We start from the raw sequence: 22,893 nt of genomic DNA, 5'->3' as shown, positions 1-22,893 counted from the left end.
CAGTCCTCCAGGACCGCACCCACTCGCTGTACTCATCCATCAGACGACCGCTAGGCGGATCTGGTTGAGCGGACCCGCCAACGTCACCCGATCGGCCTAGGAGTTTCTTCCTTGGAGTACCGGGAGTACGTCGCTGACGACCTCTTCGAGCGTGGACTCGCGGCCGACGTAGTAGTCCGCGGACCGCGGCCAGTGCGTGACGATGTCGGTGAAGCCGAGTTCACCGGCCCGCCCGGCCGCGTCGGTGAACGCGCCCACGCTGGAGAGGGAGAAGACCGGCGCCGAGTCGAGGCTCAGGAATCGCTGCACGCCCGCCTTGTCCCGGCCGACGGCGTCGAGCCGCTCGTCGAAGGTCTTCACGAGTCCCGCGATGCCCTTCCACCACTCGTCCTGGGTCTCCGCCTTGACGCCGGTGGTGACCCAGCCCGCGCCGAACCGCGCGGCGAGCGTCATCGTGCGCGGGCCGTTCGCGGCCACCAGGAACGGCAGCCGGGGCCGCTGCACGCAGCCGGGCAGGTTCCGCGCGCCCTTGGCCCGGTAGTGCTCGCCCTCGAAGTCGAAACCGTCGGTCATCAGCAGTCCGTCGAGCGCTTCGACGAACTCGGTGAAGCGGTCCGTGCGCTCCTTGACCGACAGTTCCGGGCCGTCGAGGACGGCGGCGTCGTAGTGGGTGTGCGGGACGCCGGCGCCCACACCGAGGATGAACCGGCCGTCGGAGATGTCGTCGAGGGTGGTCAGCTCGCGGGTGAACGGCACGGGGTGCCGCGCGACTGGCGACGCGACGAAGGTGCCCAGTCTGATCCGCGACGTCACCATCGCGGCCGCCGTCAACGTTGGCATCGCACTGAACCACGGGCCGTCGACGAGGGTCCGCCAGCCGAGGTGGTCGTACGTCCAAGCGTGGTCGAAGCCGTATTCCTCGGCGGCCCGCCATTTCGGCTCGGCCGCCCACCAACGATCTTCCGGAAGGATCACGATGCCTACGCGCACACGGGGGAAGGTACTGGTCCAGACCGACCCTTCGCCCGATGGGCGGATCTTCGGCGACAATGTGCCGGTGGAAAAACCCCTCTTGATCGCCTCAGACGTCGACGGCACCCTGCTCGGCCCGATGGAGGCCCTGACCCGACGCACGATCGACACCGTCCGGCGCGTCACCGAGGACGGCGTCCCGTTCGTGCTGGTCAGCGGCCGTCCGCCGCGCTGGATCGCCCCGATCGCGAACCCGCTGAACCTGACCGGGTACGCGGTCTGCGCGAACGGCGCGGTGCTGTACGAGGTCGGGACGGACCGGATCGTGGCGGTCCACGGCATGCTGGAACCGACGTTGCTGCACGACGCCGTGAGTGCTCTTGATCACGCTCTTCCCGGCTGCCGGTACGCCGCCGAGCGGATCGGCGAGTCCGCGCTCGACCCGGAGATGCGCAATTTCGTGATCGAACCGGACTACCACAACCCGTGGGGTGACAACGAGGGCACGCAGGCGCCGCGGGCCGAGGTGCTCGGGCATCCGGCGATCAAGCTGATGATCAGCAGGCGCGGGATGACCTCCGACGAGATGGCGCGGGCGGCGCGCGAGGTGCTCGAAGGGTCGGTCGACATCACCTATTCGACGAACGCCGGCCTGATCGAGGTCTCCGCGCACGGCATCACGAAGGCGACCGGGCTGGCCGAGGTCGCCGAGCGGCTGGGCGTCCCGGCCGAGCGGGTGATCGCGTTCGGTGACATGCCCAACGACATCGAGATGCTCGGCTGGGCCGGGCACGGCGTGGCGATGGCGAACGCGCACCGCCACGTGCTGGACGTCGCCGACGAGGTGACCGCGCCGAACTCCGAGGACGGCGTCTCGCAGGTGCTCGAACGCTGGTTTTAGCGGCCTTCGCGGTCGAGCTTGGCGGCCTCTTCCGGCGTCGGCGCGGTGCCGCCGAGGTGCGCGGGCAGCCACCAGCGCTCGTCGTCGGAGCCGGGCTTCTCCGGGTAATCCGCCTGGACGCGGTCCACGAGCGCGGACATCCGCACACGAAGGTCCTTCGAAAGGACTTCGGCGTCCTCGTCGGCCTTCGGGCGCATCGGCTCGCCGACGAGGATCGAGATCGGGACGTGGCGTTTGGTGAGGTCCTTCGGGCGGCCCTTGGTCCACAGCCGCTGCGTGCCCCACAGCGCCATCGGCACCACCGGGACGCCCGCTTCGGCGGCCATCCGGACGGCGCCGGACTTGATGTCCTTCACGGTGAAGGACCGGCTGATCGTGGCTTCGGGGAACACCCCGACGACCTCTCCGGCCTTCAGGCGCTCGACGGCTTCGCGGTACGAAGCGAGCCCCGCGCCGCGGTCGACGGAGATGTGGTGCATGCCGCGCATGAGCGGTCCGGCGATCCGGTTGCTGAAGATCTCCTTCTTCGCCATGAACCTGACCAGGCGTTTCGCCGGCTGCGCGCCGAGCCCGCAGAAGATGAAGTCGAGGTAGCTCACGTGGTTGCAGGCGATGACCGCCCCGCCCGTGGCCGGGATGTGCTCGGTCCCCTCCACCCGGATGCGGTTGTCCAGCACCCGGAACATGAGCTTCGCCGCCATGATGACGGGCGGGTAAACGAGTTCGGCCATTCGTCCAGGTTACGCTACCGTAGGGTAACCAACCTACGGTCGCGTAGGTCACATCACTCCGCGCGCTCCTGACGCGCGAAGGTCACCAGTGCCAGGACGACGCCGAGAAGCGTGCAGAACAAGGCGATCACCTGGTGTTTGACGTTCTCCAGACCGTCTCCCAGCGCGGCCAGCGCGAACTGCCCGGCGGCGACGGCGAGCAGGAAGCCCAGTGCGACGCCCACCGCGTCACGCCGTGTCTTCCAGCCGCGCCAGGCGAGCAGGAACCAGATCGGCAGCAAGGCGAAGAAACCCAGCGGCGCCACGAGTTTCGTAAGGGCCGACATCACCGGGACGCGGTGCTCCTGTGCCTCCGGGGCGAATCCGGCCGACTGGTCGAAGCTGCCGAGGTAGGGCGGCCGCGCGGTGAGCAGGTCGCCCGCCGCGCGGTCCAGGATTCCGACGGTGCGCCAGGGATGCGTCGCGAAGTACTCGACGACGTTGCGCCTGCTGATCTGTTCGCGATATTTCGGGTACTCCGGATCCATCGTCGCGGGCTTCGGATGCCACCAGCCGTTGCCCGCGTACTGACCGAACGAGGCGGGCAGTCCCAACGCGGCCAGGTCGGCCCCGGTGTCGTGCCGACCGTCCACAATGGTCAAGAAGATCGTGTTGAACATGTTGATCTCGCGCGAATCGTCGCCGGGCCGCGCGGCAAGTGAGCCGTCGGGCAGCTTCGCCGGTTCGACGGTCTGCTGCGCGTACGCCGTGCTCCCGGCGAGCGCGCCGATGACGAACACCACGGGAAGCCAGCGCTTCAGGCCGCGAATGCCGTCCGGGCAGACGAGCAGCGCGGCGAGCGCGAGCAACGGCAGGATCATCAGCGTCTGGACCTTGGCGTTGACCGCGATGACGCCGCCGAAGAGAAGCACGGCCAGCCCCGCGTAGCGCCACCATCCCGGTCGCGCGGACACCAGCAGACCGCCGACGGCGAGCAGCAGCCCGAGGAACGCGGCACCTTCGCCGAGCACGGACGCGAAGTAACCGAAGAACGCGGAGTCCGCGACGACCAGCAGCAGTCCCACGGCCGCGAAGCCGCGAACGCGACGCGAGTACGGCAGTCCGACGACGATCAGCGCGACCGCGGCGGCGGCGAGGACGCTGGTGAGCACGCCGAGGACGACCAGGCTGAGCGTCGATTCGAGGCCGAGCAGCCCGCCGATCGACCGCGCCAGCCGCGCGAACCAGCTCTGGGTCAGCAGGTACGTGGCGTCGCATTCGCCCGCCGGCACGGTGTAGGACAGCCGTACGAACGGCTCCGGCTTGCCCTTCCACGGGATACCCGCGCCGCACAGGACGCGGAAGCCGTCGCCGTTGTCGGACATCCCGACCGGCCGCGGTACGAGGAAGCGGACGAGCAGCACGGTGAGCGCGGCGGCGAACACGCCGAGGCCGAACAGGCGCGGGCTCGCTTCGAGCGCTGCCGGCCGGCTGGGGGAAACGCGTTCGTCGACACTCACGAAGGGCACGGTACGTGGCGGAAATCGGGTGAGAGGTCGAGGGCCGACCTCACCGAGCGCTCGACGTCCGCCCGCAGGAACACGGTGAGCCAGGACGTCGTTCCTTCGCGCAAGAAGGTCGCGGCGCGGTACCTCAGCGCGTACGCCGGGTCGATCGCGCAGGACTGCTTCACCGAGTAGCCGCTGTCGGTGACGACGGCGATCGTCGGATGCCTCCGGGTGACGACGGCCTCGCCCGCTTCCTCGGTCTGGCCGCGGACGCCGACGATCTGCAGCTGCGTCCCGGCGTGGTACGACAGCACGCCGGGGGCGGAAGTGCTGACGACCGAACCGGGCGGCAGATAGGCGTCGAGCCAGCGGCCGATCTCCTCCAGCTGCGCGCCGTGGTCGTGCCAGGCGCGCACACGGGCCAGCATCTCCGGGCTGAACACCGAGACCAGCACCGCGAGCCCGGACAACGCCAGCGCGGCGGCGGGCATCAGCCGCCGGCCCCGCGGCCGCGGCCGCGGGCTCGGTTTCGCGGTCGCGGTGAGCACGCCGTAGACCGACACGGCCGCCACCGACAGCAGCGGCGGGATCGGCGCGAGCAGGCGCCAGGCCGGTCTCGCGTCGCCGCCGAAATAGACCACGAACCCGGTGATCGCGACGGCCGTGACGAGCATCAGCCAGGTCAGCGATCTGGCCTCGGCCTCGTGCGGGGTCCGGCCGCTCCGGCGCAGGAGCAGCGCCACGGCCGCGACCAGGCCGAGCAGCAGGAACCCCTGGTGGACCACCGAGAAACCGGACAGGTACCACCAGCCGCGGGCGATCCGGTCCGGGACGTCGAGGTCGAAGGGGATGACGACGGACGTCGGCAGGACGTGGTCGTAGTAGGTCATCCGCCACGCCGTCCACGGCGCGACGAAGACGAGCCCGCCGAGCAGCCAGCCCGCCGGGGACCACCAGCTGTAGCGACCGCGCAGGGCGGCGAGGACCAGCCAGCACCCGACGAGGATCGCCAGCAGGACGCCCGCCGGGCGCGTCATCATCGCGAAGGCGACGAGTACGCCCGCGACGACCGGGCGCCGGGCCGCGAGCGAGGCGAAGACACCGAACACGAGCAGCACGAACAACGGCGTCTCGGTGCCGGACCCGCCGTACGCGGCGAGGCCACCGGCGCCCGCGACGAGGACCGCGGCGGCCACCCCGCAGGCCGGGCGCGGCTTCCCCGAGGCCCGCTCGACCACCCGGTTCACCGTCACGTGCGCGAGCAGGACGGCACCGAGGGCGGCGAGGATCCCGAGCACGATCGCGGAGGTTTCGATATCGGCACCGAAAGCGGCCTTCGGCAACGCGATCACGATCATCCACAGGAAATTCGCGTAACCCTCGATCCGCTCGCCGGTGTTGAACACCGGACCATTGCCGTCGGAGATGTTCTGGGCGTAGCGGAATGTGATGTACGCGTCTTCCGCGATGGTCGAAAACACCAGCTGGTGCAGCAGGGAGAAACCGAGGGTGAGCAGCAGCGCGACCGCTCGCCAGTTCTTGTCCTCGCCGATCTTGGGCCAGGCCACCAGGACGAAGATCGCCAGCACGCACCAGGCGACGACGACCGCGATCACCACCTGATCCACACCCTTCCGGGCCGAGCCGCTCCCCTGACCAAAAGACTACGGTCAAGTATCGAACGCCGCGCCAAGGTGTTTCTTTCGGCGCAGTCAATTGACACGAATGGGTGAGTCGAGTGTGCGCGGAGTAGAGGTCGTTCCGCCGAATTCCCCGGCGGGATGTGACTCCTTCGGGTAACGCCCCTCGGCCGTTAATCTGGTTTCCCATTCCGTTCCGCACCTCGGGGGTTCCGTGCGGATTCCCCACCCCGAGGAAGCGTCGTGCCCACCCACACCTCCCTGCTGACCGACGTCCTCACCGTCTGTGTCGCTCTGCTCGTCATCGGCCTGCCCGGTCTGCTGACCGGACTCGCCGCCGGTCTGCGCGGCTGGGTGCTCGCGGGGATAACGCCGTTGCTGAGCTACGCCGTCGGCGGTCTCGCCGGGCCGTGGACGGCGGCGCTCGGTCTCCCGTTCGATCCGGTGACCTACGCGGTCGCGACGATCTTGTTCGCCGGTGTCGCCTATGGCCTGCGACGGCTCACGCTGCGCCGGTGGCCGCCCGCGCCGGAGGAACCGCTGTGGGGCCGGTCCGGGCACCTCGCCGTCGGGGCGTGCGTGCTGCTCGCGGCCGCCGTCGGGATGTACGCGGTGGTGCGCGGGATGGGCAGGCTGGACGCCATCCCGCAGGGGTTCGACGCGGTGTACCACGCGAACGGCGTCCGGCAGATCGCCGAGACCGGCGACGGCAGCCTGTTCGGCACCGGCGAGGTCAACTGGTACGGCGACGCGGCGCCGGTGTTCTATCCCAACGCGTACCACCTGCTGGCGTCCGTGGTGTACCTGCTCAGCCCGGCGAGCATCCCGCTGACCCTGGACGTGAACACCGCCCTGCTGCCCGCTTTGCTGGCGTTGTCGCTGGTCACGATGGTGCGCGTGTTCCGGGGACGCGCGGTGTTCGCGGGCGCGGTCGCGCTCGTTTCCATCGCGCCGGTGATGGGCCTGTACGAATCGATGAGCAGGGGACCTTTGCTCCCGTTCCTGCTCGGCCTCGCGCTGACCCCGCTGGCCGCCGTCGCGGTGAAGCGCTACCTCGACCGCCCGGCGCCCGACACCGGCTTCGTCCTGCTGATCGGCGCCGTCGGGCTGCTGTGCGTGCACTCGTCGGCGTTGTTCGGCGCGATCCTGTTCGCCGGTCCGCTGCTGCTGCAACGCTGGATCGCGCCCGGCGAACGGTGGCGGCGGATCGGGCGGGACCTGCGGGCGCTGGCGATCGTCGGTGTCCTCGCGATCGTCGTGGCGGGGCTGCAGCTGTTCGGCGCGATCGGCCTCGCGAACGGCGAGGTGCCGTATCGCAGCTGGCCGGTCGAATGGCGGGCGACGACGGCGCTCGGCGCGCTGCTGGGCTTCCAGCACTACGGGCCCTACCCGCAGATCTGGCTTTCGGCCGCGTTGCTGCTGGGCTTCATCTTCTTTTCCCGGGCGGGCGGGCTGCGGTGGATCGGCGTGACGGCGTTGATCACCGGACTCGCCTATATCGCGGTGACGTCGTCGGAGCAGCCGATCGTGCTGGCGCTGTCGCGACCGTGGTGGAACGACCCGTATCGGTTCATTTCCATGGCGGCGATCCCGCTGTCGATCATCGCGGCGCACGGCCTCGCCGAAACCCAGGCGTGGCTGCGGGACACCGTGACACTCAGGAAGGTGCCCGCGTTCGTCGTCGCACTGGCGGTGTTCGGCGGGTTCGCCTTCCTGAGCAACGGTTTCTACGCGCGGTCCAACGCGGACAAGGTCGCGCCCGGCTACGCGAACACGCCCGGGATCAACCCGCACAAGCTGCCGGTGAGCCCGGACGAGGTCGTCGCGATGGAGAAGCTCGCCACGTTCGCGAAACCCGGCGAACGCGCGGTCAACGACCGGCTGGACGGGACCGTGTGGACCTACGCGATCTCCGGCGTCCGCACGACTTCCGGGCATTTCGACGAGACGCTGCCGCCGTCGGACGCGCGGCTGCTGGAGTCACGCTTCCGCGAGTACCCGGCGAACCCCGAGGTGCGGGCGGCGGTGGCGCGGCTGAACGTGCGGTGGGTGATCCTCGGGCAGTACGGCTACCCGACGGGTGCCCCGCGCCAGGCCGGGCTGCGCGATCTGGAGGGCCTGAACTTCGTGACCGAGGTGTACCGGAACCCGGACGCCGTCATCTACCGCCTCAACCCACGCAATTAGTCGACTAATTGCGGGCTACCAACCCGCGTCGGTCGCGGACGTAACGACCGCAATTAGTCGACTAAATGCGCAGGGTCAGCGGGAAGTCACGAGGCGGGCCGAGAGGGCGGCGGCGCCGGCGGTGATCAGGTCGGCGACGGTGAACATGACGCGCGAGGCGATGGCGAACGCCGTCGCCTGGACGACGGTGAGGCCCGACGCGGTCAGCACGGCGACCTGCGCGACCTCGCGGACGCCGACCCCGCTGGGCAGGATGAACGCGAACGTCCCGACGGTCATCGCGACCGCCATCGCGCCGACGCACAGCACGAAACCGCTGAAGCCCGGGGTGCCGACGGAGTTCGCCAGCAGCCACAGGTGCACGCCCTGCAACGCCCACGCGGCGGTCGACGAACCGAAGACCTTCCCGACGACCGACCAGCTCAGCCGGTGGTCCAGCGGCGGGCGGCGCAGGATCCGCAGCACGAGCGACGTGCCCCAGGTGAGGACGCGCGGGTGCAGCATCGCGAGGCCGACCGGGATGAGCACGAACAGCCACAGCGCCCGCGGGCTGTTGCTGAATACCGCGGGGGCCGCGAGCAGCGAGACGACCAGCGCGGACACCACGCCGACGCCGAGCTGGATCAGCGAGCCGGTGAAGATCCGGGCCCTGGCGAGCCCGGCCTTGCGGCCCAGTTCCATCTGCAGCAGGTACGCCCACACCGAACCCGGCACGTACTTGCCGAGCGAGCCGACGAGGCAGATCTGCGCGCCCCTCGCGTAGCCGATCGGCTTGCCGAGGTCGTCGACCATGACCTGCCAGCCGTAGGTCGAAACCATGATCGCGGCGATGAGCGCGAGCAGGCTCAACGTGGAGGATTCCCACGCGACCTCGGACAAGGTCCGCCAGAATTCACCCCAATTGGTGACGAGTGTCTTCGCCGCGAAACCGACGACCAGCAGGATCGCGACCCAGCGAACGACGTCGAGGATCTTCGCCTTCGTGGATTTCGGTTGTTTAACACTTACCGAAGTGTCCTCTTCGGGCGTTTCGACCGTCGTCACTGAACCTCCTCTGCTGTACCTCTGTCGCCGCTGGTCAGGCCTGTACGGTCACCAAGCGGCTGAACTCGGTCAGCAGATCGTAGCCGTCCCAAATCGCGGAGAACGTCAGGGCCGATCCGAAGGGAACGACACGGTCGACGCCGCGGCCCGCCAATTCCGTCACGAATTGCGTCAATTCTTCTTTGCTGAAGCCGAATTGACCGACGGTTTGATCTTTGCGGAGCACGATCGGGACGAGGTCGGAAAGCGTGTCGACCCGCGCGTTGGCGAAAGTGCCGGCGCCGAGCCATTCGCGCGGCAGGATCGCGGGGTCGGCCAGCTCCAGCGTCGCGAGGCCGTTGCCCTGGAACTCGATGCCGTCGACGAGCCCGTCGACGGCCGCGCCGTACGCCGAGACTCGCTTCTGGACGGCCATCGCGGGCTCGGTGACGTGCTGTTTCGTCGCCAGCACCTCGGCGAGCAGCTTCCGGAACTCCTGGCCTGCTTCGCGGGCGCCGTCTTCGTCGCCGACCCAGAACACCGCACGCGGCGACGAGCAGGCTGCCTGGTCGAACCAGTACGAGTCGTTGTAGAAGCCTTCGGCGGCACCGCGGCGCTCGGCCTCGGAGGCGTTCTGCCAGCCGCGGACCGACGCGACCGCGAACGACGACCGGTCCGGGAAGGTCAGGTCGCGCGCGTGCGGCGCGAGCGGGTACTTGCGCAGCGCCGCGACCGAGGCGTCGCCGCCCCAGATGACCCTCAGGTCCGCGGCGACCGAAAGCGCGCCGCTGATCGCGTCACTGCGGTCGTAGGTGACCATGCGCTGCGTCGCGGTGATCGCGGCAGCGGTGTCGGCGTCCACTTCGGACAGTGCGGCGTTCAGCGCCTCCAGCACCGTTTCGGCCGCACCGGCCGAACGGGAGGACACGCGGACGACGTTGTGGTTACCGGCCAGCGCCGAAAGCGCCCACGAGTACACGAAAATCGTGTCGACGTTGGCGGGCGGCACGTGGAAGACGAGCCCGCGCGGGAAGCGCAGCGCGTCGCCGGAAGTCTCCAAAGTGGACAGTGCCTTGGCGATCTCTCCCTTGCGCAGGAAGAAACCGAGCGACGCCAGCTCCGGGAAACGACGGGCCGTCGCGGGCGCGAGCAGCTTGCGCGCGAACTTCGTCAGGAACTCGACGACACGCGGGTCACCGACGCGCAGCCGTCCGCCGACGGGCTCGGCACGCAGCTCTTCGACCAACGAGGAGACCTCGATCGCGTCGCCGAGCGGAAAACGCTGGTCGAGTGTCATGCCGCCGCCCCCTGGAAGGTGTCCGAGCAACCGCGGGCCTCGGCCTTGGGCAGCCTGCCCATGACCGAGAAGTGCTTGCCCGGCCAGTCGCCGTCGTCGATCCCGTTGTAGACACCGAGGTCCTCGGTGAGCAGGACGTGGCCGGGGTACGACCGCGGCAGCGTGCTGACGACCTCGATCACGCCCGGCTCGCCGACCGGCTGCTCTTCCCAGGTCTCCGGGTTCCGGATCACGACGTCGGCGAAATCGGGGCAGTACAGCGAGTTCCCGGACGGTCCTTCGAGGAACACGGTGCCGATCTGCTCGATCATCCCGTAGTAGTTGTGGATCCGGGTGAGCCCGGTGTCCTCTTTGAAGCGGCGGCGGAACTCGGTGTTGTCCACCGCGCGGTCGATCAGTTTCTTCCAGCCGCCGGAGTGGATCAGGATCCCGTTGGACAGGTCCAGCTCGTGCTCACGAGCGACCTCGTAGAGGTACTGCCACACCATGAAGGTGAAGCCGAAGATCAGGAACGGCTTGTCGCCGTACGTCGCCAGGAACGTCTTGACCGCTTCGACGTCCGGCTGGTCGTTCTCGTCGAGCACGTAGGTGTGCTTGCGGCCGAAGTTCGCCATGCCCAGCACCCCCGCGCCGCGCGCGGAGAACGAGCGGCGGTTCTTGATGATGCCGATCGTGTCGACCATCAGCATCGGCAGCCGCTCGCCGCCGAGGACTTCCTGCAGTGTGGCGCCGAGCTGCTTGGTCTGCGCGCCCGCGGCGTCCTTGTCCAGGTAGATCCGGGACGCGCCCGCGCCGGTGGTGCCCGACGACGTCAGCGTCTTGAAGATCTCGGACTCGGGGATGCTGCGCAGGTCGTGCGTCTTGAACATCCGCACCGGCAGCCACGGCAGGTCCGCGATGGAGGCGAACGACGCGTCCCGCGCGATGCCGAGCGACGAAAGGATGCGCTCGTAGCCCTCGGAGTTCTCGCGGTGGTGCGCGGTGAGCTCGGCGAGCTGCGGAAGCAAGTGCTTCTCCCGCTCCGCCTGCGAAAGCGTGAACACACTCATACCTGGGCCTCCAGCGACCGGTAGTCGATCTTGCCGCTGGCGAGCAACGGCACGGTGTCGATGGGGCGGACGTCGAACCCGCTCGTGTGCAGGTGCAGCCGCTCGGACAGCGCCTTCGCGGCGTCCTTGCAGATCGCCTTGGCTCCGTCGCCCTCCGGCACCTCGGCGAACAGCACGACCTTGTCCCCGGCCGGGACGGCGGCCACGACGTCGATCCCCACCGAGGCTGAACGCACGGCGTGCTCGAGATCATCCAGGCTGACGCGGTTGCCGAAGACCTTGCCGATCCGCTTGAGGCGGCCGGTGATGTAGAGGAACCCGTCTTCGTCGAGGTAGCCGAGGTCTCCGGTGGCCAGGACGCCGCCGTATTCGTCGCCCGCGGCCAGCCCGGCCTCGTCCTCGGCGTAGCCCATCATCACGTTGGGCCCGCGGTAGACGACCTCGCCGACGATCTTCGGGTGCGTGGTCTCGGAGCCGTCCTCGCGCCGGACGGCGAACGAGCCGCCGGGCAGCGCGGGCCCGGCCGAACCGAGCTTCTCCGCGAGCCGTTCCGCCGGGACGGTGGTCATCCGCGGGGCGGCCTCGGTTTGCCCGTACATGACGAACATCCGCCCGCCGACCTCGCGGATCTTGTCGTTGAACTGGGCGACGAGGTCGTCACGCAGCTTGCCGCCCGCCTGGGTCAGCGTGCGCAGCGTCGGGTACTTCGCCGGGTCGAACTTGAGGCGCCGCAACATCTCGTAGTGGTACGGCACGCCCGCGAGCGAGGTGACCTTGTGCTCGTTGACCGCGTCCCAGAACCCGCGCCCGAGCACGCCGGACGGCTCGATGACGACGGTCGCGCCGCGGACGAGGTGGGAGTTCAGCACGGACAGGCCGTAGCTGTAGTGCAGCGGCAGGCTGGTCGGCGCGATCTCGTCGCGGTCGATGCCGAGCACCTGCGCGATCGCGTCCGCGTTGGAGAACACAGCGCCGCGCGAAAGCCGGACGAGTTTCGGGTTGCCGGTGGAACCGCTGGTCGGCAGCAGGATCGCGAGATGCGGATGCGGTTCGACCCCTTCGGCGGACTCCCGGACCCAGTGGCCGTCGGAGACGCCGTACCCCTCGGGTGCGGGCGCGTCCGGCGCGGACAGCACGGCGGCCGGGCGGAAGCGCTCGATGAGCCCCGCCAGGACGTCGGCGTCCAGCGCCGGGTCGATCAACGCGATCGCACGGCCCGCCTCGAAAGCGCCGAGGTAGTTCAGCACGCTTTCGAGGTCCACCGACATCCGCGCGAACAGCGCGCCCGGCGGCAGCTGCCCGAGCGCGGCCCCCACGCGGGTGACCTCGGCGTCGAGTTCCTCGCCCGCGAGCGTCTTGCCGCTCGTGACGTCGATGAGTCGTGCACCCACACCCAACAGGGTCATTACAGAACAAGTCCTCCGTCGATGCCCAGCACCTGTCCGGTGATGAACGAAGCGTCGTCACTGACGAGGAACCGGATCGCGTTCGCCACGTCCTCGGGCGTCCCGAGCCGTCCGAGAGGCGTCTTGCCGATGTTCTCGGCCTTCGCGTCCTCCGTCAGGCCCGAGGTCAGGTCGGTGTCGATGACGCCGGGCGCCACCGCGTTGACCCGGATCCCGGAGCGGCCGAGTTCCTTCGCGGCCGAACGGGCGATGTTCGCCACCGCCGCCTTCGAGGCCGCGTACACCGTCTGACCGGCGCTTCCGTGCTCGCCGACGATCGAGGCCAGCACCACGATGGCGCCGGTCTTCTTGCGCATCATCGCCCTGGCCGCGGCCTGGACGGTGTGCAGCGTGCCGGCGACGTTCGTGCTCAGCGTGGTGTCGACGAGCTCCTCGCGGATCATGCCGAGGAGCGCGTCCTCCATGATCCCGGCGTTGGCGACCACGATGTCGAGCTTGCCGTGCTCCTTGGCCACGCCGCGGACCAGCGTCGACACGGCCTTGGCGTCGGTGACGTCCAGCGCGAGCCCGCTATCGGCCCCCGCCGCGGCCGCCGCTTCCTTGGCCTTCGCCTCGTCGCGGCCGGTCAGCACCACGGTGGCGCCCGCCTCGGCGAGCGCCCGCGCGGTGGCGAGCCCGATGCCCCGGGTGCCCCCGGTGACCAGGGCGACCCGGCCTTCCAAGCTGCCGTCCAGCATCACTTGGACTGGAGGTCGGTCACCATGTCGACGGCGACCTTGAAGCTGGACATGTCGATCACCTGGTCGGTGTCGAATTCCACATCGAACTCGTCCTCGATGGCCGCGACCAGCGCCATGTGACCGACCGAGTCCCACGCCTCGATGTCGCGGTACTTCAGGTTTTCGACGTCGACCTCGCCATCGAGGTCCAGCGCCTCGACGAAGACCTCACGCAGCTTGCCGGCGACTTCCGCCATCGTTCGACTCCTACCTCTCTGAGAACGCGCGATCTCTGCGAGCTCCCGCTCACCTACTCACTCGCGCGGACGGGCGTCCCACGCCTTCACCAAGGTAGAGAGGTCGCCGGGCAGCCGGTCGGCCAGCCCGTCCTCAGGGAGACCGGCCTTACCCTTCAGCCACGGTCCCAGTGCCTCGATGGTGGCCTCGTCCAGGCCACGGCGGGACAACCCGACGGTATTGACGCCTGTCACCCGTGCGGGGTTGCCGACGGCGATGGTGAACGCGCCCACCTCCTTGCGGACCGCGGAGCTCATCCCGACCATCGCGCCGGGGCCGACCACGACCCGCTGGTGCAGGATCGCGCCCATGCCCAGGTTCGCGCCGGACCAGATGTGGCAGTGCCCGCCGGTGATGACGTTCGAGGCGACCGTGACGGCGTCCTCGACCAGGCAGTCGTGGGCGATGTGGGAGCCGCGGAGGAAGTAGCCGCCGTCGCCGATGGTCGTCGTGCGCCAGGTGCCCTGGTGGACGCTGACGTACTCGCGGATCCGGTTGCGGCTGCCGATGACGACGCCGTGACCGTCGTGATCGGGATCACCGTTCGGCGCGGTCTCCCAGGCGGCGGGGTGCTCGCGGCCGCGATCCTCGCCCGGGGTCCCGATGGTCACGTGCGGGCCGATCCAGTTGCCGTCGCCGACGCGCGTGGGGCCCACGATGACCGTGAACGGCCCGATCACGTTGTCATCGCCGAGCTCGACACCCTCGCCGATGATCGCTGTCGGGTGGATGCGGTTCACCACGTGAGATCCGTTCGTTGTGGCTGGGAGGCAGCCTGGGGTAATGGGCGCTTCGGCGGTCCCGGTAACGTGTGGCCCGCGCCAGAGAGGGCGGCCGGGCGCAGAACCGGCGGCTCACTGTACCGGACGCACCAGAACGCCCAGTCGAGAGAGACTTGCAGATGATCCCCATTACCGTGGTCGACGTCCGTGACGCGGAGGACCTCGTCGTCGAGGTGCTGCGATCCGGCGCCATCGCACAGGGACCGATGGTCAAGCGCTTCGAGGACGCGTTCGCGAGCGTTTCCGGCACGAAGCACGCGATCGCCGTCAACAACGGCACCACCGCGCTGGTCGCCGCCATCCAGGCGCTCGACCTGCAGCCGGGGGACGAGGTCGTCACCTCGCCGTTCACTTTCGTGGCCACGCTGAACGCGATCCTGGAAGCGGGCGCGACCGTCCGCTTCGCCGACATCCGGCGCGACGACTTCGCGATCGACCCGGACGCCGTCGCCGCCGCGATCACCGACCGCACCAAGGTCCTCATGCCGGTCCACCTCTACGGGCAGACCGCGGACATGGGCAAGCTCGCGCCGCTGGCCGCCGAGCACGGTCTCAAGGTGATCGAGGACTCCGCGCAGGCCGTCGGCGCGTCGTTCCAGGGCAAGCGGGCCGGCTCCTTCGGCATCGGCTGCTTCTCGTTGTACGCCACCAAGAACGTGACCACCGCCGAGGGCGGCGTGATCACCACGGACGACGACAAGCTGGCGGACGACCTGCGCGTGCTGCGCAACCAGGGCATGCGCGCCCGGTACCAGTACGAGGTCGCCGGGCACAACTACCGGATGACCGACCTGCACGCCGCCGTCGGCATCCCGCAGCTGGAGAAGCTGGATCAGCTCACCGCCGCCCGCCAGGCCAACGCGAAGCGCCTCTCCGAAGGCCTCGCCGGCACGCCGGGCCTGGACGTCCCGCAGGTCCTTCCGGGCCGCGAGCACGTGTGGCACCAGTACACCGTGCTGGTCGGCCCGCACGCCTTCCTCTCACGCGACGAACTCGCCGCCGCCCTCACCGAAAAGGGCATCGGCAACGGGATCTACTACCCGAAGATCGTCTTCGACTACGACTGCTACCGGAATCACCCGCTGATCCCCGACGCCAAGGTCGAGGACTTCCCGGTGGCCGCTTCCGTCGCCGCGCAGGCGCTTTCCCTGCCGGTGCACCCGCACCTTTCCGAGTCCGATCTGGACACCATCATCGAAACGGTTCGCGAGGTACTCGGCGCATGACGACGCACAAGATCGCCCTCATCGGCACCGGGAACATGGGCTCGCTGCACGCCCGTGTGCTCGCCGCGAACGAGCGCGTGGACCTCGTCCGCGTGATCGACCCGCGCGAAGAGGCGGGCCGCAAGGTCGCCGAGCGCTACGAAACCCAGTGGACGCCCGAAATCGGCTCACTGTCCGATGTGGACGCCGTCGTGCTCGCTTCGGCCACCGAGGCGCATTACGAGCTGGCGCAGGAGATCCTGGGCCAGGGCAAACCGTTGCTGGTCGAGAAGCCGGTGTGCAACAGCCTGGAATTCTCCAAGGAGATCGTCGGGCTTTCGGCGAAGAAGGACGTCCCGCTGATGTGCGGGCTCCTGGAGCGCTACAACCCGGCCGTGATGACCGCGCGGGCGCTGGTCAACGAGCCGATCCACCTGATGGCCCGCCGCCACGGCCCCTACGCGCCGCGCATCAAGACCGGTGTCGCGTGGGACCTGCTGGTGCACGACGTCGACCTGGCGATCCAGTTCTTCGGCGGCGCTACCCCGCAGCGGGTCGCCTCCGGCGCCGGCTACTTCCACCCGAATTCGGTCGAGGGCGCCGAGGACACCATCGAGACGGTGCTGTCGTTCGAGTCCGGCCTCGCCACGGTTTCCGCGTCCCGCCTCGGGCAGCGCAAGGTCCGTTCGCTGTGGGTGTCCGAGCTGGACCGCATGATCGAGATCGACCTGCTCCGCCGCGATGTCACCATCTACCGGCACGTCTCGCACGACTCGGTCACCCCGGACGGCCTCGGCTACCGGCAGCAGACCGTCATCGAGATCCCGGAACTGGTCACCGCGCGCGAGCCCCTCGCGACCCAGCTGGACCGGTTCCTGGAGCTGCTCGAAGGCAAGATCGACGCCGACACCGAGCGCGACCTGATCCTGCCTTCGCACGCCGTCGTCGACCAGGTGCTGACGCAGGCCGCGGCCTGACCTTCGCGCATTCAGTCCTCTGGATGCGGTACTTGCACACGCAACTACCGCGTTCAGAGGACTGAATGCGTTATTTGGTGAGGCGCTGGCCCTTCGCGTCGTAGGCGACGAGCGGGGTCAGGACGTCCGACGACTCCACCTGGCCCGGGTCGAACCAGAAGATGACGACCGACGGGTCTTCGCTCCAGGCGGCCGTCTTCGCCTCGACCGGCTTTCCCCGGACCGTGCTGGTGATCCGCTTCGCCGGACCGGCGAAATAACCGAACACGGGGATGAACGTGCCCCGGACCAGGTCACCGCCGTCCACCGCGTGAAAGCCGAACGAGCGGTCGGATCCCTTGAACTCGTTGGTGGCCAGGAGCTCCTCGTAGCTGCCGTCGGCGTTCCGGTAGGCGGTCTGCAGGCCGAACTCGATGCCCGGCATGGTGGACTCGTCGATCGCGAAGGCGTAGATCACCAGCTCCCGGCCGCTCTCGCCCTTCGTCTGCAGGGAGACGACGCTGCCCAGCGGTCCTATGCCCGCCGACGGGTCGGTGGGCGCCGGCAGCGCCACGGAAGGCGGCACCGACGAAGGCTGCACCGACGACGGGGCGCTCGCGGCCGGCGGGAGCGGGCTCTGGGCGGGCTCCTTCAAGGCGACCGCGCCGACGATGACCAGCACCGTCGCCACGGTGGCGGCGACCCCGCCCGCGCCGGTCGCGAGACGGCGACGACGGCGGATCCGCCTGCCCTTGGTCATGATCGCGCCGAGGTCGGGCTCGGCGAAGTCCTCGGCGGGCGGTTCCCGCAAAGCCGAGCGCAGCGTCTCGAGGTCGGTCATCGTCCCAGCCCGCCGATCAGTTCCGTTCCGTCCTCCGCGGTGATCCGCAGTTTGGTCAGGGCGCGGGAGTTGGTGCTCTTCACGGTGCCCACGGAGACACCCAGCTCACCGGCCACATCGGATTCCTTCAAGTCGAAGAAGTGCCGGAGCACCACTACGGCTCTCTCCCGGTCTGTGAGCGTACGCAACGCGTCAAGAAGCCATTTCCGCTGGACAACGGCCCCGGCGACGTCCAGTCCGCTCGGCCGCTCGGGGATCTCCTCGGTGGCGTTCTCGCGGATCGGGCGCCGCCAGCCGTCGATGACGTGGTTGACGAGGACCTGCCGCGCGTAGGCGTAGGCGTCCTTGCGCCGTACCCGCGACCAGGCCGCGTACGTCTTGGCGAGCGCCGCCTGGGCGGCGTCCTCGGCCTGATGGCGGTCGCTGGTCAGCAGGTAGGCCGCATGCTGAAGACGGGTCGACGAGTTCCGCACGAACTCGACGAACTCGTCATCGCCGCGAGCCACCCTGGTCCTCATCTCCGTTCGACGGTTGACCACCTGAAAGGTTGCCTCGACCGCTGTCGTTCCGTGAAGGCTCAGTCCTTCCGACGAGTGAACCGGAGCGCGACGACGATACCCGCGGCGACCACGGCCACCGCGAGGACGATCCACACCCAGGTCGGCAGCAGGTCCTCGGGAGTGGTCTCGCCGGTCTGCGGGGCCGGGGCAGCACTGCTCACCGCAGCCTGGCCGCTCGGCTGGGCCTGGCTGCTCGCGGGAGACTCGCTGCTCGGGGCTTGGCTGGGGGCGACCGGGTTGCTGAGGTTGAACTTCACCGAGCCGCTCGCGGCGTGCGAGTCCTCGAACGTCACCTTGTAGCGGAGGGTGTACTCGCCCGCGGGCCCGACGGCCTGGACGGGCGCCGTGACGACGGTGCCCGCGACCTCCGCCCGGCCGACCGTCCACGACGCGTTCTCGGGTCCGGTGATCTGGATCGGGTTCTCGGCGAGAGTGACCGGGCCGGTGAAGGTCAGCTTGATCTGCGTCGGCGGCGTCGCCAGCGACGCGCCCCTCGCCGGGTCACTGCTCTTCAGCTCCGAATGGGCCAGCGCCGGGGTCGCCGATCCCAGCAGGGCCAACCCGGTGACCAGCAACGACGCACCGAACCGCTTGAACCTCATCTGCTTTACCCTCCGGCCGGGAAACTCGCACGCTGAGCCTAGTAGTCGGCTGCGGAGGGGCGGTGGTTCCCGTCCGTGTGGGGTTCGTGAGTGGTGAGGCTGGTTCTGCTGAGGAGTAAGTCAAACGTGTCGTGGCGGGTGGCGCGGGGTCGCCCCGAATGTGGCATTGGGGACACTCAACGTCCCCAATGCCACATTGGGCGCACACCCCGACGCCACGACATGGTCGCCTTGTCTCTGAGCTACTCCGTGAAGTCGCCCGCCGGGGCGCCCCACGAGGAGGAAGCGTCTCCCCGCTCCTCCGCCAGCGCGCGCCGCCGCGCGTTCTCGCCGCGCACCCGCTCCACTTCGGACTGGATGTACTCGTCGTCGTACTTCTGGAACACCCGGGCCGGGTTGCCCGCCACCAGGCTGCGCGGCGGGACGTCCTTGGCGACCACGGAATTCGGCTGCACGGTGGCGAAATCGCCGATCGTGACGCCCGCCATGATCACCACGAGACCGCCGATGAAGCAGCCCTTCCCGATTTTCACCGGCTTGCGTTCGATGAGGTCGCTGCCGGAGTGGTTCTGCAGCGTCATGTTCGCGAGCCAGCTGGAATGCGTGAAGATCAGCGTGTTCAGGCCGATGCTGGTGTGCTCGCCGATCTCCAGCCCGCCGCTCGCGTCGAGCGCGGCGCCCTCGCCGATCCAGCAGTGCTCGCCGATCGTCAGGTTCTCGGGGCTGATGATCTTGACCCGCTCGCGGACCCGCGTCGACTCCGGCAGTCCGTAGAAACGAGCGCGCTCGGCGTCGTTCATGTACTGCGAAACGAGCTCGGTCAGGATCTGCGGGCGCAGCCGGTTGCTGCGCTCGTCATCGAAGAACATCGGCCTCGGTCACCAGTTTCTCGAAGGTGCGCAGGTGTTCCTCCGCGACGACGTCGAGGCCGAAGTTGGCCCGCACCATCGCGCTTTCCCGCTGTGCCACCGAAGCCCGCTTCTCCGGGTCGTCGAGCAGTTCGATGACGGTGTTCGCCACCGCCTCGCTGTCGTCCGGCCGCACCAGCAGGATGTTCTCGCCGTTGCGGAGTTCGATGCCCGGGTAGTTGTCCTCGGTGACGGAAGCGATGGTCGCGGTGCCCGAGAGCATCGCCTCCAGTGACGCGGTGCCGCAGCCGCCGTTGAGGTCGTGCGTGACGATGTCGGCCGCAGCGAAGTACGAAGGCACGTCGGCCTTCGGCACGGCGCCGGTGACGATGATGGCGTCCGCGACCCCGAGTTCTTCCGCCCGCTTGAGGAAGACGTCGTGGTACACGCGGCCGACGACGACCACCTTCACGCCGGGGTGCTTGTCCAAAATGGACGGCAGCGCCTCGACCAGCGGGAGCCGGTTGCGGAGCGGGATCACGTGCCCGAGCGAGACGATCACCGGACCGTCGCCCAGGTTGTGCTCTTCCCGCACGTCCTTCGTCAAAGGTTTCTCGAAGTTCCCGGTGTCGACGGCGATCGGGAAGTAGTCCGAGTTCGCGTCGCTGGTGCCGTAGCGCTCGACGCAGTAGTCGACCCCGAGTTTGTCGAGGATGACGTACCGCGGCTTGAGATACCGCAGGATCGGGTTCACCAGCACCTTGTCCAGGAACCGGAAGACGCCGCCGTACAGCTTGTTCTCGCTGATCAGCAGCGTGTGGATGGTCAGCAGCATCGGCAGCTTGTGCCGCCGCGCGTACCGCCCGGCCAGCCACGACAGGTCGAAGAACTGCCCGTGCAGGTGGATCGCGTCGGGCTTGAACTCGTCCAGCAGCTTCCGCAGCCGCCGCCAGTTCCCCGGCCGCAGCGAGGCGAAACTCATGTCGAAGTCGATCGACAGGCCCAGCTGCGGCATCTTCACCGCGGGCAGGCGGACGACGCGGTAGCCGTCCTTCGTCTCGTCGGCCGGGGCGTCGGCGTAGGCCGCGGTGATCGCGAGCACCTCGTGCCCGCGCGCCGCGTACTGCTCGGCCAGGGACGCCGCCATGTGCGCGCTTCCGCCCACCCTCGGCGGGAAGAAGTTGTTGACGACAGCGATGCGCATGGGGCGGCTCTCCCCCGGCCCGGCGGTCACTCGGAGGCCTTCACCAGTTCGTACATGCCCTCTTCGACGGAGATCTTCGGCTCCCAGCCGAGGACCTCGCGGGCACGGCTGATGTCCGCGGCGCGCCGCGAGACCAGCACGTCGCGCTCGTTGAACAGCGGCTCGACGTTGACGCCGACGGCGTCGATGAGGATCTTCGCCAGCGTCGCGATGGAGGTGTCGATCCCGGTGCCGATGTTGATCGGCACGTTCGCCTGCTCCGACTCGAGCGCCGCGACGACGGCGCGGGCCAGGTCCGTGACGTGCACGAAGTCCATCGACTGGTCGCCGCGGCCGTCGATGATCGGCGGCTGGCCGGCGCGCAGGCGCTGGATGAAGTGGTTGATCACCGACGTGTAGTAGGCCTCGATCTTCTGGCCGGGGCCGTACACGTTGAAGAACCGCAGCGCGTTCCAGGACAGGCCCTTGGTGCGCTCGTAGAAGCCGAGCATGTCCTCGCCCGCGCGCTTCGAGATGCAGTACGGCGTGAGCGGCTTGAGCTCGTCGTCCTCGTGCATCGGCAGCCGCTTCGGGTCGCCGTAGACGGACGCGGTCGAGGCGAACACGACCCGCTCGACCCCCTCGTCCGCCGCGGCGGCGAAGACGTTGTGGTTGCCGACCATGTTGATGTCGATCGACTCGTGCGGGTCCGCGACCGACTTGTTGATCGACACGGTCGCGAAGTGGATGACGTGCGTGCAGCCGCGCATGGCCTCGCGCACGGCGCCGCCGTAGCGGACGTCCTTCTCGACCAGTTCGACCTTGCCGGTGGCGACGAACTCGTTGATCCGGGCGCGGTCGCCGCGGGTCATGTTGTCGAAGACGCGAACGGTGTAGCCGCCCTCGATCAGCATCGGGATGACGTGCGCGGCGATGAAACCGCCGCCCCCGGTGAAGAGGACCTTCTTGTCGGGCATTTCTCTCCTAGCTCGGCAGTGCGGCGCTGACGGTCCCGATGACCCGGTCGACCTGGTCATCGGTGAGGTTGGCGTGCATCGGGATGGCGAGATGACGGGCGAAGAGGTCCGCCGAAACCGGCAAGGTCTGCTTCTTGCCGTAGATGGGCTGGAGGTGCGAGGCGTAGGTGCCGAAGTTGCACTGCACGCCCTGCTCGCGGATCCGCAGCGCGAGCGCGTCGCGGTCGATCTCCGGGGCCACGGTGAGGATGTAGGCCTGCCACGGGTGCTCGCGGTCCGGCAGTTCCACCGGGACGTCGAGACCGGGCAGGTTCTCGAACGCCTCGTGGTAGCGCTTGGCCACCGAACGGCGGGCCGAGAGCAGGTCCGGGAGGCGGTCGAGCTGGACGTTCATGATCGCGGCCTGCACGTCCGAGAGCCGGAAGTTGTAACCCAGCTCGTGGAACTCCGGGATCGGCAGCGCGCCGGAGCCCTCACGGGTGATGGCGGGCTCGATGCCGTAGGTGTGCAGCTTGCGCGCGTGCGCGATGAGGTCTTCGCGGTCCGAGACCAGCGCGCCGCCTTCGCCCGCGGTGATGCCCTTGCGGCCGTGGAAGGAGAACGCGGCCAGGTCGGCGAGGCTGCCCGCCGGGCGGGTCTTGTAGGTCGCGCCCGCGGCGCAGGCGGCGTCCTCGAAGAGCCACAGGCCGTGCTTGTCGGCGATGGCGCGGTACTCGTCGAAGTCGCCCGGCTGCCCGGCGACGTCGACGGCGAGGATGCCGACCGTGCGCGGGGTGATCAGGGCTTCGATCGACGCCGGGTCCGCGCTCCACACGTCCGGGCGGATGTCCGCGAACACCGGCGTCGCGCCCGCCTGGAGCACGGCGTGGCCGGTGGCGGGGAAGGTGTAGTCGCCGACGATGACCTCGTCGCCCGGCTTCACGCCGAGCACACGCAGCCCGAGGAAGAGTGCCGACCCACAGTTGCTGGTGGTCAGGGCGTGCGCGGTGCCGACGGTCTTCGCGAAGCGTTCCTCGAAACGGCGGCACGCGGGGCCGGCACCGGCCAGCCAGCCGGACCGGAACACCTCCGCCACGGCGGCGAGTTCTTCGTCGCCGACGGTCGGTTGACCGAGGACCACAGGTTCCTGCGTAGACATACCTCTCCCATTGCGTGGGGACCCGGCGAAGTGTATAGACGCCATTCGGCCGATCTCGGGCGGGCTGGATCCACCCAGGTCAAACCACGGAC

The 22,893-nt window shown here is 69.0% G+C and carries 22 protein-coding genes; 4 read left to right on the top strand and 18 right to left on the bottom strand.

All coding sequences use genetic code 11. The features are described 5' to 3' along the window. Positions 1 to 96 precede the first annotated feature (96 nt). Positions 97 to 990: an LLM class flavin-dependent oxidoreductase gene (locus IE302_RS19785; RefSeq protein WP_191255974.1), complete on the bottom strand. Its 894-nt coding sequence runs from the start codon at positions 988 to 990 to the stop codon at positions 97 to 99. Between the two features lie 82 nt (positions 991 to 1,072). Here IE302_RS19785 and IE302_RS19780 point away from each other — a divergent pair, with 82 nt between their 5' ends. Then, positions 1,073 to 1,873 (top strand): HAD family hydrolase, encoded by an 801-nt coding sequence (locus tag IE302_RS19780; protein WP_191256302.1) that lies wholly within the window; start codon positions 1,073 to 1,075, stop codon positions 1,871 to 1,873. Here the strand turns inward: IE302_RS19780 and IE302_RS19775 are convergent. The 3 genes from IE302_RS19775 to IE302_RS19765 are packed head-to-tail and all read right to left on the bottom strand — an operon-like array spanning position 1,870 to position 5,710. After that, positions 1,870 to 2,604: a lysophospholipid acyltransferase family protein gene (locus tag IE302_RS19775; protein WP_191255973.1), complete on the bottom strand. Its 735-nt coding sequence runs from the start codon at positions 2,602 to 2,604 to the stop codon at positions 1,870 to 1,872. The two genes, IE302_RS19780 and IE302_RS19775, sit on opposite strands and share 4 nt — an antisense overlap. A gap of 53 nt (positions 2,605 to 2,657) precedes the next feature. Beyond that, positions 2,658 to 4,103: a glycan biosynthesis hexose transferase WsfD gene (gene wsfD / locus IE302_RS19770; protein ID WP_191255972.1), complete on the bottom strand. Its 1,446-nt coding sequence runs from the start codon at positions 4,101 to 4,103 to the stop codon at positions 2,658 to 2,660. Then, entirely contained in the window at positions 4,100 to 5,710 is a 1,611-nt protein-coding gene (locus IE302_RS19765) for a DUF8728 domain-containing protein (RefSeq protein ID WP_191255971.1), read from the bottom strand. The genes wsfD and IE302_RS19765 overlap by 4 nt, the downstream gene beginning before the upstream one ends. Before the next feature lie 264 nt (positions 5,711 to 5,974). Between IE302_RS19765 and IE302_RS19760 the strand changes: the two genes are divergently transcribed. Then, on the top strand, positions 5,975 to 7,918 hold the full coding sequence (locus IE302_RS19760; RefSeq protein ID WP_191255970.1) for a DUF6541 family protein: 1,944 nt from the start codon (positions 5,975 to 5,977) through the stop codon (positions 7,916 to 7,918). 75 nt (positions 7,919 to 7,993) lie between these two features. On the opposite strand, the gene IE302_RS19755 is transcribed toward IE302_RS19760, so the two are convergent. The 7 genes from IE302_RS19755 to IE302_RS19725 are packed head-to-tail and all read right to left on the bottom strand — an operon-like array spanning position 7,994 to position 14,452. Then, on the bottom strand, positions 7,994 to 8,962 hold the full coding sequence (locus tag IE302_RS19755; protein ID WP_191255969.1) for a lysylphosphatidylglycerol synthase transmembrane domain-containing protein: 969 nt from the start codon (positions 8,960 to 8,962) through the stop codon (positions 7,994 to 7,996). A gap of 34 nt (positions 8,963 to 8,996) precedes the next feature. Further along, on the bottom strand, positions 8,997 to 10,238 hold the full coding sequence (locus IE302_RS19750) for an acyl-CoA reductase (RefSeq protein ID WP_191255968.1): 1,242 nt from the start codon (positions 10,236 to 10,238) through the stop codon (positions 8,997 to 8,999). Then, positions 10,235 to 11,287 carry a LuxE/PaaK family acyltransferase gene (locus tag IE302_RS19745; RefSeq protein ID WP_191255967.1) on the bottom strand — a complete coding sequence of 351 codons (1,053 nt, stop codon included), beginning with the start codon at positions 11,285 to 11,287 and terminating at the stop codon, positions 10,235 to 10,237. The genes IE302_RS19750 and IE302_RS19745 overlap by 4 nt, the downstream gene beginning before the upstream one ends. After that, complete coding sequence (locus IE302_RS19740; RefSeq protein ID WP_191255966.1) at positions 11,284 to 12,693, bottom strand: AMP-binding protein; 1,410 nt, start codon at positions 12,691 to 12,693, stop codon at positions 11,284 to 11,286. Before IE302_RS19740 ends, IE302_RS19745 begins: the two co-directional genes overlap by 4 nt. Then, complete coding sequence (locus IE302_RS19735) at positions 12,693 to 13,430, bottom strand: SDR family NAD(P)-dependent oxidoreductase (RefSeq protein ID WP_191255965.1); 738 nt, start codon at positions 13,428 to 13,430, stop codon at positions 12,693 to 12,695. The genes IE302_RS19740 and IE302_RS19735 overlap by 1 nt, the downstream gene beginning before the upstream one ends. Continuing rightward, entirely contained in the window at positions 13,430 to 13,669 is a 240-nt protein-coding gene (locus IE302_RS19730) for an acyl carrier protein (protein WP_005149592.1), read from the bottom strand. The genes IE302_RS19735 and IE302_RS19730 overlap by 1 nt, the downstream gene beginning before the upstream one ends. 57 nt (positions 13,670 to 13,726) lie before the next feature. Next, positions 13,727 to 14,452: an acyl-ACP--UDP-N-acetylglucosamine O-acyltransferase family protein gene (locus IE302_RS19725; protein ID WP_191255964.1), complete on the bottom strand. Its 726-nt coding sequence runs from the start codon at positions 14,450 to 14,452 to the stop codon at positions 13,727 to 13,729. Between the two features lie 158 nt (positions 14,453 to 14,610). Between IE302_RS19725 and IE302_RS19720 the strand changes: the two genes are divergently transcribed. Both IE302_RS19720 and IE302_RS19715 read left to right on the top strand, forming a co-directional pair. After that, the gene (locus IE302_RS19720) at positions 14,611 to 15,717 is read left to right on the top strand and encodes a DegT/DnrJ/EryC1/StrS family aminotransferase (RefSeq protein ID WP_191255963.1); all 1,107 of its coding nucleotides are present in this window, start codon (positions 14,611 to 14,613) and stop codon (positions 15,715 to 15,717) included. Continuing rightward, positions 15,714 to 16,673: a Gfo/Idh/MocA family protein gene (locus tag IE302_RS19715; protein ID WP_184898264.1), complete on the top strand. Its 960-nt coding sequence runs from the start codon at positions 15,714 to 15,716 to the stop codon at positions 16,671 to 16,673. The genes IE302_RS19720 and IE302_RS19715 overlap by 4 nt, the downstream gene beginning before the upstream one ends. 70 nt (positions 16,674 to 16,743) lie before the next feature. Here IE302_RS19715 and IE302_RS19710 read toward each other — a convergent pair whose 3' ends face one another. The 7 genes from IE302_RS19710 to IE302_RS19680 all read right to left on the bottom strand — a co-directional run bounded on the left by IE302_RS19710 (position 16,744) and on the right by IE302_RS19680 (position 22,801). After that, positions 16,744 to 17,493, bottom strand: coding sequence for a hypothetical protein (locus IE302_RS19710; RefSeq protein ID WP_191255962.1), 750 nt, complete (start codon positions 17,491 to 17,493; stop codon positions 16,744 to 16,746). Further along, positions 17,490 to 17,999 (bottom strand): SigE family RNA polymerase sigma factor, encoded by a 510-nt coding sequence (locus IE302_RS19705; RefSeq protein WP_191255961.1) that lies wholly within the window; start codon positions 17,997 to 17,999, stop codon positions 17,490 to 17,492. Before IE302_RS19705 ends, IE302_RS19710 begins: the two co-directional genes overlap by 4 nt. A 71-nt stretch (positions 18,000 to 18,070) precedes the next feature. After that, complete coding sequence (locus IE302_RS19700) at positions 18,071 to 18,655, bottom strand: copper resistance CopC family protein (protein WP_191255960.1); 585 nt, start codon at positions 18,653 to 18,655, stop codon at positions 18,071 to 18,073. Between the two features lie 242 nt (positions 18,656 to 18,897). Further along, complete coding sequence (locus IE302_RS19695) at positions 18,898 to 19,524, bottom strand: acyltransferase (RefSeq protein ID WP_191255959.1); 627 nt, start codon at positions 19,522 to 19,524, stop codon at positions 18,898 to 18,900. Further along, positions 19,511 to 20,707, bottom strand: a complete 1,197-nt coding sequence (locus IE302_RS19690; RefSeq protein WP_191255958.1) for a glycosyltransferase family 4 protein — start codon at positions 20,705 to 20,707, stop codon at positions 19,511 to 19,513. The genes IE302_RS19695 and IE302_RS19690 overlap by 14 nt, the downstream gene beginning before the upstream one ends. Before the next feature lie 26 nt (positions 20,708 to 20,733). Next, the gene (locus IE302_RS19685) at positions 20,734 to 21,663 is read right to left on the bottom strand and encodes an NAD-dependent epimerase/dehydratase family protein (RefSeq protein ID WP_191255957.1); all 930 of its coding nucleotides are present in this window, start codon (positions 21,661 to 21,663) and stop codon (positions 20,734 to 20,736) included. Positions 21,664 to 21,670: 7 nt separating this feature from the next. After that, positions 21,671 to 22,801, bottom strand: coding sequence for a DegT/DnrJ/EryC1/StrS family aminotransferase (locus IE302_RS19680; RefSeq protein ID WP_191255956.1), 1,131 nt, complete (start codon positions 22,799 to 22,801; stop codon positions 21,671 to 21,673). Positions 22,802 to 22,893: the final 92 nt, after the last annotated feature.

The organism is Amycolatopsis oliviviridis (assembly GCF_014654365.1).
In the GTDB taxonomy this organism is placed as follows: Bacteria; Actinomycetota; Actinomycetes; order Mycobacteriales; family Pseudonocardiaceae; genus Amycolatopsis; species Amycolatopsis oliviviridis.
Note: the sequence above shows the minus strand (reverse complement) of the source record. Positions and strands in the feature narration are given on the sequence as shown.